This is a genomic window from Thermogutta hypogea (genome assembly GCF_055386265.1).
This window is the reverse complement of the sequence record NZ_AP042425.1, coordinates 2,594,631-2,611,848: the sequence shown is the minus strand read 5'-3', so window position 1 is coordinate 2,611,848 and position 17,218 is coordinate 2,594,631. Positions and strand designations below refer to the sequence as shown.

At 62.9% G+C, this 17,218-nt stretch carries 10 protein-coding genes; 6 read left to right on the top strand and 4 right to left on the bottom strand.

The window, feature by feature from the left end; genetic code table 11:
- Positions 1 to 19: 19 nt before the first annotated feature.
- A complete protein-coding gene (gene ispE, locus ACZ5B4_RS09410) occupies positions 20 to 931 on the bottom strand; it encodes a 4-(cytidine 5'-diphospho)-2-C-methyl-D-erythritol kinase (RefSeq protein ID WP_464910971.1) in 912 nt (303 codons plus the stop codon).
- Between the two features lie 348 nt (positions 932 to 1,279).
- On the opposite strand from ispE, the gene ACZ5B4_RS09405 reads away from it, so the two are divergent.
- Entirely contained in the window at positions 1,280 to 3,055 is a 1,776-nt protein-coding gene (locus ACZ5B4_RS09405) for a peptidylprolyl isomerase (RefSeq protein ID WP_464910970.1), read from the top strand.
- A gap of 100 nt (positions 3,056 to 3,155) precedes the next feature.
- Here ACZ5B4_RS09405 and ACZ5B4_RS09400 read toward each other — a convergent pair whose 3' ends face one another.
- The gene (locus ACZ5B4_RS09400) at positions 3,156 to 3,707 is read right to left on the bottom strand and encodes a hypothetical protein (protein ID WP_464910969.1); all 552 of its coding nucleotides are present in this window, start codon (positions 3,705 to 3,707) and stop codon (positions 3,156 to 3,158) included.
- 226 nt (positions 3,708 to 3,933) lie between these two features.
- Positions 3,934 to 5,706 (bottom strand): NADPH-dependent assimilatory sulfite reductase hemoprotein subunit, encoded by a 1,773-nt coding sequence (locus ACZ5B4_RS09395; RefSeq protein ID WP_464910968.1) that lies wholly within the window; start codon positions 5,704 to 5,706, stop codon positions 3,934 to 3,936.
- Positions 5,707 to 6,218: 512 nt separating this feature from the next.
- On the opposite strand from ACZ5B4_RS09395, the gene ACZ5B4_RS09390 reads away from it, so the two are divergent.
- Genes ACZ5B4_RS09390 through pncA form a run of 4 tightly spaced genes read left to right on the top strand, consistent with a single transcriptional unit; the run spans position 6,219 to position 11,235 of the window.
- Positions 6,219 to 7,733, top strand: a complete 1,515-nt coding sequence (locus ACZ5B4_RS09390) for a nicotinate phosphoribosyltransferase (protein WP_464910967.1) — start codon at positions 6,219 to 6,221, stop codon at positions 7,731 to 7,733.
- Positions 7,730 to 9,748: an NAD(+) synthase gene (nadE, locus tag ACZ5B4_RS09385; RefSeq protein ID WP_464910966.1), complete on the top strand. Its 2,019-nt coding sequence runs from the start codon at positions 7,730 to 7,732 to the stop codon at positions 9,746 to 9,748. Before ACZ5B4_RS09390 ends, nadE begins: the two co-directional genes overlap by 4 nt.
- Positions 9,749 to 9,752: 4 nt before the next feature.
- Positions 9,753 to 10,475: an NUDIX domain-containing protein gene (locus ACZ5B4_RS09380; RefSeq protein ID WP_464910965.1), complete on the top strand. Its 723-nt coding sequence runs from the start codon at positions 9,753 to 9,755 to the stop codon at positions 10,473 to 10,475.
- On the top strand, positions 10,450 to 11,235 hold the full coding sequence (pncA, locus tag ACZ5B4_RS09375) for a bifunctional nicotinamidase/pyrazinamidase (protein ID WP_464910964.1): 786 nt from the start codon (positions 10,450 to 10,452) through the stop codon (positions 11,233 to 11,235). Before ACZ5B4_RS09380 ends, pncA begins: the two co-directional genes overlap by 26 nt.
- Positions 11,236 to 11,324: 89 nt before the next feature.
- On the opposite strand, the gene ACZ5B4_RS09370 is transcribed toward pncA, so the two are convergent.
- On the bottom strand, positions 11,325 to 15,677 hold the full coding sequence (locus ACZ5B4_RS09370) for a family 78 glycoside hydrolase catalytic domain (RefSeq protein WP_464910963.1): 4,353 nt from the start codon (positions 15,675 to 15,677) through the stop codon (positions 11,325 to 11,327).
- A gap of 377 nt (positions 15,678 to 16,054) precedes the next feature.
- Here ACZ5B4_RS09370 and ACZ5B4_RS09365 point away from each other — a divergent pair, with 377 nt between their 5' ends.
- A complete protein-coding gene (locus ACZ5B4_RS09365; RefSeq protein ID WP_464910962.1) occupies positions 16,055 to 17,212 on the top strand; it encodes a peptidylprolyl isomerase in 1,158 nt (385 codons plus the stop codon).
- The last annotated feature ends 6 nt before the right edge of the window (positions 17,213 to 17,218 follow it).

The following is a 17,218-nucleotide window of genomic DNA, read 5'->3' as shown; positions in this document are numbered from 1 at the left end:
CTCCCTTCCTCCGAGAGCACTAGGAGTAACCCTGGACGGCAAAAACGGCGGCGAAATCAGGGTCAGCCTGCAAGCGACGAGCGGCCGCCCAAGCCGATGCCCGATGAGAAAACAGCCCGAAGCAGCAGGAGCCGCTCCCCGTCATTCGTGCCGCCCATGCCCCTTCGCTCTCCAGGCGGCGACGCAGATCGACGAGTTGCGGAGCCAGACTCTCCGCGGCCTCTTGCAAGCGGTTGAAAAGGCTCGTAGCCATGCGCCATGTTTCGCCCCTCGCGAGGGCGTTCAAGCAGTCTTCGACGTTTCGCGGTTGTCGAGGCGGCCGACATGCCCGATACACTTCCGCCGTGGACAAGCCGAAACGCGGCCGAACGACGACGGCGTGCCAACGGCCAGCGCCCGCTACCGGCGTGACGCGTTCTCCCCGTCCACGGCAAACGCACGGCCCGGCTTGGAGGAATGCCGGAACGTCGCTGCCGAGTTCCGCCGCCCAATCGGGTAACGGTAGTAGATCGTGATTCAACCCCCACGTCAAGCATGCGCCGAGGAGGGCGGCGGCGGCGTCGGAGGATCCGCCTCCCAGCCCGGCGCCGGAGGGAATCCGCTTGTAGATATCGACGCGCAGCCCGTCGGAGATGCCCGCTGATTCTCGAACCCGCTGAACCGCGCGATACACCAAATTGGTCGCATCAGCCGGAACATGCCCCAATGTTGCGGCTCCCGAAAATGCATGGTGCGTTGCCCATCGCACCGTCAACTCGATCCTCGGCTCGGGAATCCGCCGGAAAACCAAGGTATCGAAAAGATCGATCGGATAGACAAGAGTCTCAATATCGTGATAGCCGTCGGAGCGGCGGCGGACCACTTCCAAGAAGAGATTCAGTTTGGCTGGAGCATCGATTTCCCAGCCTGATTCGGTACGTCGGACTTGCATTCCTTGTCCGCCGTTCTAGGGACGATCCGATCCCCTCCCGAGACATTGGGGATTCTAGCAATCACGTGGAGGCGAAGTCAATACAGAAGGGGGGATTTCGAGCGTGGTTCGGTGCTCGCATTCGGATGGGGACGGCTCGCGGAGGTTCGGCGAATGAGGGGATTCGCCATTGGCGCGTTGGGGCCGACGAATTTATACTCCCGCCCAGAATCGGTGCCTGCGGAGTTCCGTCGGTCGATGACGATCTGCGCTTTGGTAGGACGATCGCACCGACCGTGCGGCTAACAAGATCGACAAGCGCGGCTTAGAAACCCCGGCCGTTGACCAAAATTCAGGAAGAGTTCCGGCGTGCGTGGAATCCGAGGCATACTACTGGCAGGCATTTTGATCGCAACGGGACTGGGCTTGCGCATCCTGGGGCGAGGCGGTCAAGCGCCTGATTGGGCCGTTCGCTGCCTGCCGCGACTCTTCGCCGCCGCACGTGCCGCGGAGAGCGGCGGCGTTGTGGCCGATGCCAACCCACGGGTCGGCGAAGGCGCTAATTTGTCGCTCAGCCCGTACCGCCGCGCGGAGTCCGGTTTCACTTGGCGGCGCCCGAGCTGGCCTCCCCGGTTCGATGATGCGATTCCGCCTTCGTCGGGCGCATCATCCCCGTCGGGGGGAACCCCTGCGGGATCCTTGGGCGGAAGCCTTCCCGCCCCGGCCCCCTCGTGGATCGGGGAACGCGATGCCGAAGTACCCGAGGTCGTTTTTGAAGCCCCCATGGAGGAACCGGCTGACGTCGGCGGAGCGGTGCTCTATCCGGCGACATCTCGCCCCGATCCGCCTTGGCGGCAACCGGCGTATCCTCCTGCTTCCGCGCCGACTCCTTCCGTAGCGCCGCCGGCGGCCGCCGGCGGCATGCCGGGGGCGGGAATGGTCTCGCGCGGCGCGCACAGCCCGAGCGGCCCCGGTCGTGCGGCTTCCGAAGTCCAATCATGGAATGCCGATCCCGTCGCGGGAAGCCCGATCGTGGGTACGGCAGCCTTCACAGCCGCGGACGGCGCAGCACCGCCGCCCGTTTCCGCGGTCACAGCGAGCGGAGACGCCGCCCCGCAAGATGACCGTTTCGCTTTATCCACGGAACCGCCATCCCTGGCTTATGTGCCGTACGAAAGGGCGACGCTCCTGGCACGAGTCGGCTCGGAGGTGATTTTGGCGGGCGAGCTGCTCGGCGCGGCCAATGAAATCCTGGAAGAGATGAAGGATCGCATTCCTCCCGGAGAGGAAGAACGCTACAAGCAAATGATCATGAAGCAATTGCTCCGCCGCCGTCTGGAGGCCAAGCTGATCTATCAAGACGCGGCCCGGAGCATCCCGCCCGAGGCCCTCAACCGTTTTCGGGAAGAGTTGGGCAAGGAATTCGAAGAGCGCGAAGTCCCGCGGCGGTTGAAGTCTCTGGGGCTGAACTCCCGGCAGCAATTGGAGCAGCAATTGCAGTCCCTGGGCAGTTCTCTGGAACAAGAGAAGACCGCGTTCATCGAGAGCGTAATCGCCAGGCAATGGCTTCAGCAGCAACGCGGCGAAAAGCCCAAACAGGTGACGGCCGTCGATCCGGAGGAGCTGCTGGAATACTATCGCACGCATCTTGCTGAGTTTGAACGCCCCGGTAGGGTCCTGTGGGAGCAACTCATGATCCGCAAGCGGCCGGATCGCAGCGATGCCCAATCCAGAGACTTGCTGGCGGTCTTGGGGAATCGCGTGCTGTCCGGCGAGCCTTTCGAGGATGTGGCGAGAAACGGTTCCGAGGGCCCGACCGCGGCTCAGGGCGGCATTCGCGAGTGGACCGTGCAGGGGAGTCTTCGCTCGCACGTACTCGAAGAGGCCCTTTTTCGGCTGCCGGTGGGACAACTCAGCCCCATCTTGGAGGATGAAAGCGGTTTCCACATCGTGCGGGTTCGCCAACGCGAGGATGCCCGGCGCATTCCGTTCGAGGAAGCCCAACCTGAAATCCGCGAGAAACTCCAGGAGCAGCGGGAGAAGGAAAAGATCGTGGAATATCTGGATAAACTCCGCCGCGAGATTCCCGTTTGGACGATCTACGATTCGTCGCCACGCCCGGGGGACGGCGTCTCAAGGCGATAGCATTTCGAACCGCTGCGAAAGAATGGGCGAAGCGCGGTGCCGATCTGTCGGGATCGGGCGAGTCCTCAGTAATCGGCGGTCCGGAAGTCCGGCACCAACGTTAACTCGCGGCGTCTTTCTCCGCAGGGTCCGTCCCTCCCGTTTCCTCTTGCCGGCCGGCGGAACGTTGTTCGAGCCACAGGGCCAGACTTGCTGCACCGGCCAAGAGAAAGCCGATCACCCCCAGCAGAAGGTTGACGCGGAGCATGGCCGTGTGGAACTGCAGACGCTTCAAGTAATCGGCCTCGATATTGAACAGCGGAGCGTCGATACCGCTTTGCAGCGCACGGAAAAATCGGTAGGTGTTGGCCGGCGGCCAGCCGAGGATCGTCGGCTTCTCGGGTCGGGTGAAGAAAAGCAGGACGGCTCCCGCCAGGGCGATGAGCAAAATCGCGACACCCAAGGCGCGAAACCGGCGCGTCCAGACGACCGCGGGGTTGGGTTCTTCCGCTTCATCTCCCGCGATGTCTTCGGCGGCCGAGTCTTGCGATTGCAAGGCCCGCCGCGAAGGCACCAGCAGGGTACGACCGCATTGGCAACGTACTTCGCTGCCGGCTTGGTGAAGATTCACGAAAAGCTCGCGGCCGCATTCGCACTGCAAACGGTAAGACATGAATCGTCGCCTTGCGCCCGTAGGATCCCGGTTGATCTCACTGCTTGCCGCGGCGAGCGGCGACACCCAGGAAAAAGGGTCGTCCGGATCGCCGTCAAGCGGTTAAAGCGGTGCGATCCTTACGCAGACCGAGGCCGCCGAGTTCAAACCGCGCCAGACCGTGATCCCGACGCCTTCTCCATCGTACACTCGGGGCAGGCGGCCGCCGCCGGATCGGAATCGCGGGTCACGACTCGCATTCGGTCGCCGTTTCCGTCGCCGCCGCCTCAATCGTTTCGTTGGGGGCGCAAGCCGCACGGATCGCGTCCATGCCGAAGCGGTGGCAAAAATCGCCGAATGATTCGTCGGGGAATCGATGCGCGGCGAAGAGTCGGAAGACGGGTACAAGAGTCGGCACGACGGCTTCCAGGGGTATGACATCCAGGTAAATCTGGGCGAGGCGGTCGCCCTGCACGCGGCCGCCTAGAAAGATCGTGTACTTGTTGAGCGTCTTGCCCACCAGACCGATATCGGCGTTGTAGGGCCGGGCACAGCCGTTGGGGCATCCCGTCATGCGCACCGTGAATCGCTCATCCTGTAGTCCCAGGGCCGCCAATTCCCGCTCCAAGTGATCCATCAAAGCCGGCAGCACGCGCTCGCTTTCGGTGACGGCCAAGGGGCAGGTGGGTAAGGCGACGCAGGCCATCGACCACCGCCGCACCGTCGAAATCGTCTCGCTCAGCGGGACCCCGTGCCGGCGGAGAATCTCCTCCAACACGGGCCGATCGCTTTCCTCCAAATCGCAGAATAGGATGCTCTGGTGGGCGGTGAACCGGATCCCGGGTTGCAGTCGGTTGCATATTGCGCGGAGCGCCGATTTGAGCCGGAAACCGTCGCGATCCAGGATCCGCCCGTTCTCTACGTTGAGACCGTAGAACCACTTGCCGTCGCCCTGCGCGAACCAACCGATGTGGTCGTCGTGATCGGTGACTTGGATGGGCAGAGGCGGAGCCAATTCCTCACCCAGGTATTCGATTACCTTCGCCCGAAACCAATCCAGCCCACGATCCGCGATCAAGTACTTGAGCCTGGCCCGTTTTCGATCGGTGCGATCTCCGAAATCCCGCTGTACCTTGACGATCGCCTCGGCAACGGGGATCAATTTTTCGGGCGGGATGTAGGCCAGAGGTTGAGCCAGGGCGGGAAACGTCCGCTTGTTGCTGGGCGTTACACCCAAGCTTCCGCCCACCAGGACATTGTAGCCGGTAACTCGTCCCCGCTCGGCGACGGCCAGAAGTCCCACATCATTCGTATAAACATCCACACAATTATCGTCGGGCAGCCCCAGGGCGAATTTGAATTTGCGGGGGAGGTACGTCGTCCCGTAGATCGGCTCCACCTCTCCGGCGGGCGATTGCGGTTCTTCGTCCACGCGTACCTTTTCGCCGGTATCCGGGTCGGTAAGCCAAATTTCGTGGTACGCGCGGGTCCGCGGGAGCAGATGTCGCGTGATCTCCAGGGCCGCCTTCTGCAATTCTTCCCGAACTCCGTCGTGATGAAGCGGAGCGGGACAAGCCATGACGTTTCGCACCACGTCGCCGCAGGCCCCCAGCGTGGTCAACTGGATTTCGTTGATGCGCCGAATCGTTTCGCGGAGGTGTCCCTTCACGACCCCGTGCAACTGGAGATCCTGCCGGTCGGTGATGCGGGCGGTGGCGTTACCGAGTTCATCGCAGATATCGAGTTGCGCGAGGAGCTGCTGCCACGTCAACCTTCCGCCGGGCACCTTGACCCGTACCATCATCGAATACGCCTTGCCGAGCGGCTTCCCGTCGGGGCCTTTCGCCTTGCGGAGGTCGCGATCGTCCTGCTGGTAGGATCCGTGGTGTTTGAGGATTTGTGCGGTGTCCTCCGTGAAGGCGGGCTGATCGTTGGCCAATTCCTCCGGCAATTTTCCGCGAAGGTAGCGGCTGGCTTCTTTCAACTCTTCCACACGGCTACGTTTCGATTTCTCACTCATGGGGAGATTCCAAGGGATGTGTTAAGTCTTGAATGTGTCCGATCTTTTCGTGATAAAGCGTGACGAAGGGCGGCACTTGCCGGGACTTCGGACCGCAACCGATACCCGCGTTCCGCGCAATGGTTGGCGCTTGACGACCAAACCGCGCCGGGATGCGGAGCATCGATGCCGTCATACAACGATAAAAGCAGCAACCTGAAACCAACTATTGTCACATCGGGTGCCTGGGGGTGGCAACGGGCGTCGATAATTCGACCACGCGTTCGGCCCAAGCGGATGCCGAAGCGAACCGATTTCAAATAGTTAGCGATATTATCAAGAAAGTGATCATTTGGCTCTGTCAATTGTACTGCCGCGATGATCGTGGGGCAAGACGGTGATTTTGGCGATTCGATGGGCGAGGTACTCTCTCGCTCCTGCCGGTTTGCTTTAGAATTGTGCAAGCAAAGCGCACGTTGCAAGGATAGCCCTGTGGTGCTGTGTAAAGAGGTACCTTGCGTGGATTACGCCTCATGACGCAACCTGTTCCGTCAAGTCAATGGGAATTTCGGGATCGCCACGGCGGAGGCATTCCCCCCCCGGCCATGGCGACGGACCTTTACGAGCTGTTGATGGCGCAGGGCTATTGGCTGATGGGGTGGTCCGAACGCCGGGCCGTGTTCAACCTGTTTTTTCGCCGCAACCCCTTTCGCGGCGGGTTCGCTCTCGCCTGCGGGCAGGAGTCGGTGCAAAATTTCCTGACGCAGTTTGGGTTTTCCGAGCAGGATGCCGAGTACCTGGCTTCGTTGCGGAGCGGCGACGGTCGCCCGTTGTTTCAGCCGGAATTCTTGCAGTTTTTGGTGCGAATGCAATTCCGGTGCGACGTACGCGCGGTCCGCGAGGGGACCGTTGTTTTCGCCAATGAACCGATCCTGCAAGTGGAGGGTCCCTTATTGCAGGCCCAGTTGGTTGAAACCGCGCTGCTCAACCTGATGGGGTTTCCCTCGTTGGTTGCGACGAAAGCGGTGCGGATATGCAGTGCGGCCGACGGCGATCCCGTGGTGGAGTTCGGCCTGCGTCGCGCTCAGGGGTGGCATGCCGGATTGACCGCGTCGCGAGCGGCCTACATCGCGGGCTGCGCCGGGACGTCCAACGTCGCCGCGGGACAGGCCTTCGGTATTCCCGTGCGAGGAACGATGGCCCATAGCTGGGTGATGGCCTTTGACGACGAGAAGGAGGCCTTTACGGCTTACGGTCGCGCCGTGCCGGGTAACTGCATCTTCGTCGTGGACACGTACGATACCGAGGCGGGCCTGTCGCGTGCTTTGGCCGCGGCCGACGAATTGCGGCGGGACGGAATTCCGATTCAGGGCGTGCGATTGGATTCGGGGGACCTGGCGGGGTGGAGCCGCGAGGCCCGCCGGCGTCTGGAAGAAGCCGGATTTGCCCATGCCGCGGTAGTGGTGTCGGGAGACCTCGACGAATATCGCATCCGCGAATTGAAGGCCCTGGGCGCCCGCGTGAACGCCTGGGGGGTAGGAACCCGACTGGTCACGGCGTTCGATGAACCGGCCCTGTCGGTCGTCTACAAGCTCTCCGCAGTCGCCGATGAGCAGGGTGCATGGGAGGATCGGGCGAAGATCTCCAACGATCGCGTTAAACGCAGTCTGCCGGGGCTGCCGCAAGTACGCCGTTTTTACGCCGGAGACCGGGCGGTTTGCGACGTGATCTATGACCGCCGCGACGGTCCGTCGGACGCGGCGGACGCGGCCGGGCGTTTCCGGAACGGCGTCGAGACGCGGGACTTGCTGCGCAGCGGCGATTGCCGTGGGGAGGACCTGCTCGTTCCCCTGTTGGAAGAGGGGCGACCGGTGCAGCCTTCAAGCTCGCTGGAGGCGATCCGCGAATATGCCCGGACGCAACTCGCAAGCTTGCCGGAGGGGGTACGTCGCCTTGAGCGGCCCGATCGTTATCCCGTGGTGTTGAGCGAGGCGTTGCGCCGCAGGAGACGGGCCGCCGCGGCGATGGCACGGAGGAAGATTCCATGACTTGGGTAAAGGTCGGCGGTGCGGCCCTCAACCAGACTCCGTTGGATTGGGCCGGGAACGCGCGCAACATCACGGAGGCCGTTCGGCTTGCCCGGGAAGATGGCATCGCTATTCTTTGCCTGCCGGAACTTTGCATCACAGGCTATGGATGCGAGGACGCCTTCCACGGGACGCAGCTCCAAGAGACGGTATTCGACGTCTTGGAGGAAATTGTTCCGCAAACGGAGGGGATCGCCGTTTCGGTGGGCATGCCCATTTACCACAAGACGGCCCTTTTCAATACGGCCTGCTTGATCGTGGATGGGCGCATCTTGGGGTTTCGTCCCAAGCAGCACTTGGCGGGCAGCGGATTGCATTACGAGCCGCGGTGGTTCAAGCCTTGGCCGCGCGGCGTGCGGGACGAAGTCGCCGTCCGCGGTCGAAACTATCCCATCGGCGATTTGGTTTTCGACGTGGGCGGGGTGCGGCTGGGCTTCGAGATTTGCGAGGATGCCTGGGTGGCGCAGCGGCCGGGCGGTGAAATGGCGCGGCGGGGCGTGGACGTCATCCTCAATCCCAGTGCAAGCCACTTCGCCTTCGGCAAGTACGATGTACGAAAGCGCTTCGTGGCCGAGGGTTCGCGGGCCTTCCATGTGGCGTATGTGTACGCCAATTTGTTGGGCAACGAGGCCGGACGCATCATCTACGACGGCGGCGTGTTGATCGGGACGGGCGGGCGGTTGGCGGCCGCCGGGCCGCGCTTTTCCTTCCGGCCGGTGCTGGTGACGGGAGCGGTTTTCGATACCGCCGTGAACCGCATGAATCGGGCCCGGAACGGCGGATTCGAACCGGACTTTTCCGCCGGGGGAGCGGAACCGGCGGCGGCCTTGCAGTTCCCCCGCATCGAGCCGTACCTGCCATCACCCCAGCTCCCGGCTTGGGAGAGCGGCCCCCATCTCAAGGAAGAGGAGTTCGCGCGGGCGATCATGCTGGGACTGTTCGATTATCTCCGCAAGAGCCGATCGCACGGATTCGTCGTCAGCGTTAGCGGCGGGGCCGATTCCTCCGCCGTGGCCTGTTTGGCCTGCTTGATGATCGAGGCTGCGTATCAAGAGTTGGGGCACGAGGGCTTTTGCCGGGCCCTTGCCCATATTCCGGATTTGCGCCAGACCGCGACGCACGCCGAACGGATCAGCCGTTTGGTGCATTGCGTGTACCAGGCCACGGCCAACAGCAGCGAGACGACCCGAGCGGCCGCCGAGGAAGTGGTCCGCTCGTTGGGAGCGTCCATGGCTTGTGTGGACGTGGAGGCGCTGGTGCGCGGCTACGTGTCGATGATTGAAGGAGTGCTGGGGCGAAAGCTGACTTGGGAACAAGACGATTTGGCGTTGCAGAACATCCAGGCCCGAGCGCGCGGCCCCGGCGTTTGGCTCTTGGCCAATGTCAAGAAAGCGCTGCTCTTGGCCACCAGCAATCGCTCCGAGGCGGCGGTCGGTTACGCCACCATGGACGGCGACACCTGCGGCAGCTTAAGCCCCATCGCAGGCATCAACAAGACTTACCTGCGGGAATGGCTGCGATGGCTGGAACGGCAGGGACCGGAAGGATTGCATCCCGTGCCCGCCCTGGCCGCGGTGAATCGGTTGGCCCCGACGGCGGAATTGCGGCCCGGCGATTCGGGGCAGACCGACGAAGGCGACTTGATGCCGTACCCCGTGCTGGATTTCATCGAGCGGGCCTCGATCTTGGACAAGCTGCCGCCGGTGGAAGTCTTCCATTTGGCGCGGGCACACTTTCCGGAATACTCTTCGGCGCAAATGGGCGTTTGGGTGGAGCGATTCTTCCGCTTGTGGTGCCGCAATCAATGGAAAAGGGAACGTTACGCACCGTCCTTCCATGTGGACGACGAGAATCTCGATCCCAAGACTTGGTGCCGTTTTCCCATCCTTTCCGGCGGATTCGAGCGCGAGTTGGAAGAGTTGAAACGGGTCGTGGCGGATTTGTCCGACGGCGCCGCCGAAGCAAGACGGGATTGACTCCGTGCCGTTCACCTACGAATATCCTCGGCCCGCCGTGTGCGTGGATTGCGTGGTGTTCGGGATACCTCGCCCTCCGGCGTGTGCTGGGAGGCGGCGTTTTCCCGGGCTGAACGTGCTCCTGATTCGGCGTCTCCGCGAGCCGTTTGCCGGCTGCCATGCCTTGCCGGGCGGGTTCGTGGAGATCGACGAGCGGCTGGAAACCGCGGCACGCCGCGAGTTGGTCGAGGAGACGGGCATAACTCCCCAGCGGATGATTCCCGTCGGCGTGTACGGAGATCCCGGCCGGGACCCTCGCGGACGCACGATATCGGCGGTCTTTCGGGCCGTGGTGTGGAAACACGAGCATGCGCCTGCGGCGGGCGACGATGCGGAGGCGGCGGCTTGGTTCCCCCTTCGTCGGCTGCCGGCTTTGGCCTTCGATCACGACCTCATCGTGCGGGAAACGTGGCAGGCGTTGCGACGGACCGTGCGGAGCGGTCCCTTCGGCGCGGAATTGCTGCCCGGGGAATTCGAGGCCGAGACGCTGGCGTGGGTCTATCGTGCCATTCTCGGCCGCCGGGTGGAGACGGAGGAGCTGTTAACGCGGTTGCGGCGCTACGGCCTCATTCGGCACGCGAAAGGTGGCGGTGGCAAGCAGGCGTCGCTCATGCGGTGTCGGTGGAATCTCCCCAACTATCGCAGGTTGGAAAGGCTCGGCTTTGACGGGCTGGGCTTTGGGCTATGAAGCCGAGTGGGGGCGGTGTCGCTGGGAATCCGCAGACGCAGTTCGTACCCGATTGTGGCGGATCAGACGCATCGAGGACGCGGTTCAAGCGGGCGGAGGACGGGCGGAATACCCGTTGGGAAGCATGAACCCGAACACGGCGGCTCTGATTGTGGTGGATGTGCAAAACGATTTTTGCGGCGGCGGGGCGTTGGCCGTGCCCCAGGCAGATGAAATCGTGCCCGTAGTCAATCGCCTGGCGGAGCGCTTCCCGCTCGTGGTGGCCACGCAGGACTGGCATCCCCTCAATCACATCAGCTTCGCGGCCAATCATCCGGGAAAGCAGCCGGGCGACATAGCGATGCTGGAGGACGGGCCGCAGGTTCTCTGGCCCGTCCATTGCGTGCAGGATTCCCCGGGAGCGGCTTTTCACCCTCAATTGGATGCCGGTCGCTTTGTCCGCGTCTTTCGCAAAGGCACAGACCCGCGGATCGACAGCTATAGCGGTTTTTTCGACAATCAGCGAAGGCGCAGCACCGGGTTGCACGAGTTCTTGCGCCAATCGGGGGTCAATCAGGTGTACGTTTGCGGATTGGCGACCGATTACTGCGTCAAATGGACCGTCTTGGACGCCTTGGTGCTGGGTTACCGAGCGGCGGTGATTCGTGATGCCTGCCGCGGCGTGGGACTTCAGCCGGACGACGTGGAAAAGGCCTTGCGCGAAATGGCAGCCGCGGGAGCGGAGTTGGTTGACGCAGACGCCGTCCTCGACGTGCGGTGATCTTTTTGCAAAAACGGGCCGTCTTCCCCGTTCGGATGGCGGAATGGGGATCGGGAATTGCCGAGAGGTTCCGGCTGCGACAGGTGCGACTAGGGGCGGTTGATCGGTTCGCCCACGGTAGGCCAACCGTCAACCCACCGCACGGGCCGGATGTTGAGGATGCGGCCTTCGCGGGGGGCTTGGGCGTCATAGCAGGCGTGAACCAGCCAGCCGCCTTGGGGCGTGCTCAGAAAGCTGTTGTGGCCGGTCCCTCGCCACCGTGGCGAGCTTTCCAAGACGAGCGTGGCGTGGCCCTCCAGCATGGGCCGACCTTCTCTATCGACGTACGGTCCCAGTACGGCCTTCGCGCGTCCGACGCGGATGTTGTACGTGCTGCGGAGGCCGTCGCAACACGAGTCGTAGGAAACGAACAGGTAGTACCAGCCGTCATGGTGAATGACGTAGGCCCCTTCGATGGCCGGCGGATTGGCTGAGGGCCGGGCGGCGACGGCCGTAATCTGCGGTGCATCCGAGGGGAACTTGCCCGTCGTCGGATCGATCGGCGCGGCCTTGATTCCCGTCCAGTACGATCCCCAAAACAGGTAGGCTCCGCCGTCGGTGTCGATAAAAAGGGCGGGGTCGATGGCGTTGAAGTCGTCCCGGCCGGGCCGCGAATCCAGCACCAATCCGCGGTCCTCCCAGCGGTACTTCGACGACTGGAGATCCAGCGTCTCGTTGACGGCCAGCCCGATCACCGAGCGCTGGCTGCCGAACGTCGAGACCGAGTAATAGAGGTGGTACTTCCCGTTCATGTACCGGATGTCCGGGGCCCAGATGTTGCGGGCGCCGGGGATCTGCTCTTTCGCCCAACCGGGTACGTCTTCCGCGAACACGCGACCGACCAATTTCCATTCTCTCAAGTTTGTGGAGTACCAAATCGGAATCCCATTGCCTGTGGAAAAAATCCAATAGCCACCTTTTTCGTCGGCGATGACCGCGGGATCCGGGCATCCCAGGCCGATCGCCGAGGGCGAGGTAGGCCGGCTATCCTCTTCCAGGACGAGAGCGGCGGGCAGGATGCGGAGAGAACGGCGGGTCGCGGCTTGCCCTCCGGACTGATAGGATGCCGATACGTTATCCGCTTGATCGGCTCGGGCGGAGTCCCGCGTCGCGCGGCTCACGGAGTTTTGCGACGATTGGAACCGATAGCTGCCCGACCCGATCTCCAACACGATGCGATCGCCTTCGCGGCGAAGGAATCGGATGCCGTCGCGCTGCGCGATAGGTTCACCGCTTTCAAGAAGCTCGCCGTTGCCGGCGGGCACCCAAAGCGTGGCCGAGCTGTTGGGGGGAATCACGACCTCCCATTCGAATCGCCCTTGGTCGCGCTGCCAATGGCTCACGATCGGGCCGTAGGGACCGCGGTGGACGGCTCGCACCCAAGCCAGGTCGCCCGGCATCTCCGGCCGCATCAGGACATGTTTGAAACCGGGCCGATCAGGGTCGCCGGCGATCCCGGCGAGGTGTTCGTACATCCAGATGACCAGGTCGCCGACGAGCATGACGTGATTGTGGGAGTTCATCGCCGGGTCGGCGGTGTCGCCGTTCCACAACTCCCAGATGGTGGTGGCGTCCTTCTCGATCATGTATCCCCAACTGGGATAGGTCTTTTGCGTCGCCAGCTTGTAGGCCAGATCGACCCGCCCGTTTCGCGTCAGCGTCCGCATCAGCCACTGCCCGCCGATCAGGCCCGTGCCCACGTGCTCCCGAGTCTCTTCCACGATCTTGCGTTCCAGGTGACGGAAAATCGCGGGGCGATCGGCTTCCGGGGCCAGGCCGAAGGCCAAGGGAAGGACGCTGGAGGTCTGCGAGCCGTTATCGTAATGATCGCGTTCGGGCGCCAGGAATCGACGCTGGAATGCCCGTTGCAAACGCTCCGCCAGGGCGTCGAATCGAGCGGCGTCGTCGGCGCGATCGAGTACCCGCGCGTAACCCGCCATCAGACGAGCGCAGTGATAGAAGTAGCTCGTACCCAAAACAGGTTTGGCCGTCTGCCGGGCGGGGTCTTGGGAGTGGATCAGGTGAGGGGCCTCGGGGGGAACGCACCAGTCGCCGTATTGGTCGCGCGGCATGATGTCGTCTTCCAAGAACTCGGCCATGTGGTCCATCCATCGCACCATGGCCGGGTAAACGTGAGCCAAAGCCTCGTGATCGTCGAATTGATCGATCAGCGTGCCCGGGATAATGATGAGGCTTGAGGGCCAAGTGACGTTGTCCGAATAGATCGGCCAGTAGGAGGGGGCCACGTCGGGAACGCTGCCATTTTCCTTCTGGGCGTCCGCCATGTCTTGCAGCCACTTGGCGTACAGCGGGGCGTTCAGGAACAGGAAGGTCTCGCCCTTGGATTCCGCCGACCGGTCGCCCAGCCAACCCTGCCGCTCGTCGCGTTGCGGGCAATCGGTGGGGATGCTGCGATAATTGCCTCTCACCCCCCAGAATACGTTGCGGTAGATGCGGTTGAGCAAGTCGTTGGAGCTTGCCCATTCCCCCGCGATCGGCATGTCGTCGTGGACTACGCGGCCTTCGATGGCGTCGAGCTCCGGGCGACCGGGGTAGCCGGTGACTTCGACGTAGCGAAAACCGTGATAGGTGAACCGCGGTTCCCAGACTTCGCGCCCCGTTCCCTTGAGAATGTACCGATCGGTCACCTTGGCTCCGCGGATGTTATCGAGGTACAGCGACCCGTCCTCGCGGATCGTTTCGGCGAAGCGAAGCTGGACGACTTGCCCGCGGGGCCCCTCCACGTGCAACCGGCACCAGCCCACCATGTTTTGGCCCATGTCGAAGATGAACACGCCGGGGCGGACTTCGCGGACGGCCTTGGGCCGAAGCGTTTCCGTGACGCGAATCGGCTCCATATTTTGGGCGACGAGCCGTCCGGCAGGCGGTTCCACGAGTTGAGCCGGCTCCCATTTTTCGTCGTCGAAGCCGGGGCGGTCCCAGCCGGGCATTTCCAGTCCGGCGTCGTACTCCTCGCCGTCATACTCATTGTTCGCCAGGATCGGACCGGCTGCGGTCAGCTTCCAGGTTGCGTCGCTGACGATGCTTTCCCGCGTGCCGTCTTCGTATTCCACATCCATTTGGAACAGCAATTTGGGAAAGCCGTACGTCTGGGTCAGGGTCGGTTCGCGGAGGCGCGGGGCAAAGTAACGCCCGTTTCCCAAAACCACGCCCACGGCGTTTTGTCCCGGTTGGAGTTGCCGCGTGACATCGTGCGTCACATAGAACACCCGCTTCGGGTATTCCGTCAAGCCGGGCGAGAGGACGTGGTCACCGACCTTTTCGCCGTTGAGATAGAGTTCCGAAAGCCCCAGGCCGCAGATATGGGCCACGGCCCGCCGCACGGGCTTATCGAGCGAGAATTCCTTGCGGAGCCAACGGGCGGGCAGACGGCGGCTGTCGGCTTCCGGAGCGGAGACCTCACCCCAAGGTGCCGCGCCCGCCTGTCCGACGACGGCGGCGGTTTTCCATGCGGAGTCATCGAAGTCCGCGTTCTGCCAGCCGTCCGCCGATTGAGCGGACGACTTCCAGTCCGCGTCGCTGACCACGAGGACGGTGCGGCCGTCTTCCAACTCCACGCTCAGTCGGACCAAGAGACCGGCGGGGTTGGGAGAGTCGCCGGCGTTCTCCACTTCCACCGCCAGGACGTTTCGGCCGGGGCGAAGTGCCTCCAAGGCGTCCAAATCGGCGGCGGCACGAAAGTTATTGGCACGGCCGACGGATCGGCCGTTGACGAAGATCTGGGCGAAGTTGTCGGCGGCCACCCAAAGCCGGGCTTGGCGGCAAGCGGCCGTCTCGGGAAGTTGGAAGCCCCGGCGGAACCATCGTTTGCCGGGAGGCGGGGACTTGGGATCGTCGCCATGCCAGATCCATGTTACGTCCCGGATCAGGCCGGATGCCGTCTCCGACTCGTCTTTACCGATCCATCTGCCTTTCCAATCTTCGGGAGACAACAAGCCGACGGTCCAGCGGGCGATGGGACTCCATGCGGAAGGTCGGCCTTCTCGATCCCAGACGCGGACCTTCCAGTAACATTCCTGACCGCTGCGGAGAGGTTTCCCTCCGTAGGGCACCTGGATGGAACGGTCGGACTCGACCTTACCGCTGTCCCAAAGATCGGCTTGATCGGCGGCCAGCAAGGATGGCGAAGACGCGACCAAAATCTGATAGGCGGTCTGAACTTCGCCTCTTCTCGGCGAGACGAGCTGCCAGCTCAGTCGCGGATGCGGCAGATCGATGCCGAGGGGATCGACGCGGTACTCGCACCGCAAATCGGCCACTCCCACGATGACCGGCTCCGCCAAGCACCGCGTGGGCATTCCAATGGCAGCGAGCAGCAATGCCCATGGAAACAGTAGGACAAGTCTGCACGTGGCCGAGCTGATCTCGCGAAACCGATGCATGCGATGCTTCCTCCTAACGGTGTCATGTTGCGTTTGGCGTGTAGCGGTGGGAAAACTCCGCGGCGAGGCCCATCCAAAACGAATCGCGCTGATGGCCGCCAATGCTTGGCGATTATAGCGTAGGCCCGAGCGTTCGGCGAGTTGCGAACTTCTCCCGGCAAAGGTGGATCCACGCGTCGTCCGTTTTTCCGGCCGGCGCGATGCGGGCGAGGCGAGGGGAGAAAGCAATTCGGCGCGACAGGGACTGGTCGCGTGGGAAGATATTTGTTAGCGTGAGCATAGCGTGGCGTTGTTCGCGGCCTGATCGCTCCGATTCATGTGGGAGATGACGGTCGCGCCGTTTGCTTTCCTTCCTTTGGATCACGGTTGTTTTTCCCATGAAAGAACTGGTGTTGCGCGTAGCGGCGTTGTGTTCGATTTTGGTGACGGGCACGGTTTGGTGGGGCGTGCCGGAGAGTACGGCATGGGCCCAAGCGGCCGCCCAACCCGCGCCCTCTGCGCCCGCCGGCGGTCCGAAAAATGCCGAATTCCAAAAGATCTTCCAGGAGTGGAACTCGCTCTTGGCCGAACTGCAAGACTTGAGGCTGAAGTATCGCTCGGCCGGTCCGGCCGAGATGGCCCAACTGCGGGCGCAGTATGACGCCGGGGTGGAGAAGGCGCAGGCCGCCTTGCCGAAATTGATCGCCGCCGCCGAAGCCGCCTTCGATGAGGCCCCGCAAACCCAAGGCGACATCGTGGACCTGCTTTGCGACGTGGCCGTCGATCATGCGGAGAGCGGGCGGTTTGAGCAGGCCAAGGCCCTCGGTGAAAAGTTGATGAAAAAGGGAGTCGATACGCCGCCCGTCCATTTCGCGCTGGCGAAGGCGGCTTTTGCGACGGAAGACTTCGAGCAAGCGCGGATCTATTTCAAGAAACTCAGTGATGCCGGTATCGAGGAGGAAGAATTGAAGTACTTTCAAAAAGCAGCGGAAGAGTACGGCGCCGATTGGCCCAAGGAAAAGGCGATTCGCGAGGCGGAGGCGCAGGCCGACGATCTGCCCCGCGTGCTCCTTAAAACTTCCAAGGGGGACGTGGTGCTGGAGTTGTTCGAGAACGAAGCGCCGAACACCGTGGCCAATTTCGTGCAGTTGGTGGAGCAGGGGTTCTATAACGGGTTGACCTTCCATCGCGTGATCCCCGGCTTCGTGGCGCAAGGCGGTTGCCCCAAGGGCGACGGCACGGGCGACCCGGGCTACCGCTTCGCCGATGAGTGCGCCGCGCCCAACGCCAGACGCCATTACCGCGGCGCCCTCAGCATGGCCAATAGCGGGCCCAATACCAACGGCTCGCAATTCTTCATCACCTACGCACCTACTCCGCACCTCAACGGGAAGCACACGGTCTTCGGTCGCGTGATCTCGGGGATGGACGTGGTGGAGAAGCTTCAGGATCGCGATCCGCAAGATCCCAACGCACCCCCGGCCGACAAGATCATTTCGGCCCAGGTGCTGCGCAAACGACCGCACGAATACGCCGTGAAGAAGCTAGGCTCGTGAGCTTTG

Coding starts and splice junctions, on each gene's coding strand:
- ispE (WP_464910971.1), bottom strand. CDS start 931: ATGCAAGTCCGACGTACCGAATCAGGCTGGGAAATCGATGCTCCAGCC.
- ACZ5B4_RS09400 (WP_464910969.1), bottom strand. CDS start 3,707: ATGTCTTACCGTTTGCAGTGCGAATGCGGCCGCGAGCTTTTCGTGAAT.
- ACZ5B4_RS09395 (WP_464910968.1), bottom strand. CDS start 5,706: ATGAGTGAGAAATCGAAACGTAGCCGTGTGGAAGAGTTGAAAGAAGCC.
- ACZ5B4_RS09390 (WP_464910967.1), top strand. CDS start 6,219: ATGACGCAACCTGTTCCGTCAAGTCAATGGGAATTTCGGGATCGCCAC.
- nadE (WP_464910966.1), top strand. CDS start 7,730: ATGACTTGGGTAAAGGTCGGCGGTGCGGCCCTCAACCAGACTCCGTTG.
- ACZ5B4_RS09370 (WP_464910963.1), bottom strand. CDS start 15,677: ATGCATCGGTTTCGCGAGATCAGCTCGGCCACGTGCAGACTTGTCCTA.
- ACZ5B4_RS09365 (WP_464910962.1), top strand. CDS start 16,055: ATGAAAGAACTGGTGTTGCGCGTAGCGGCGTTGTGTTCGATTTTGGTG.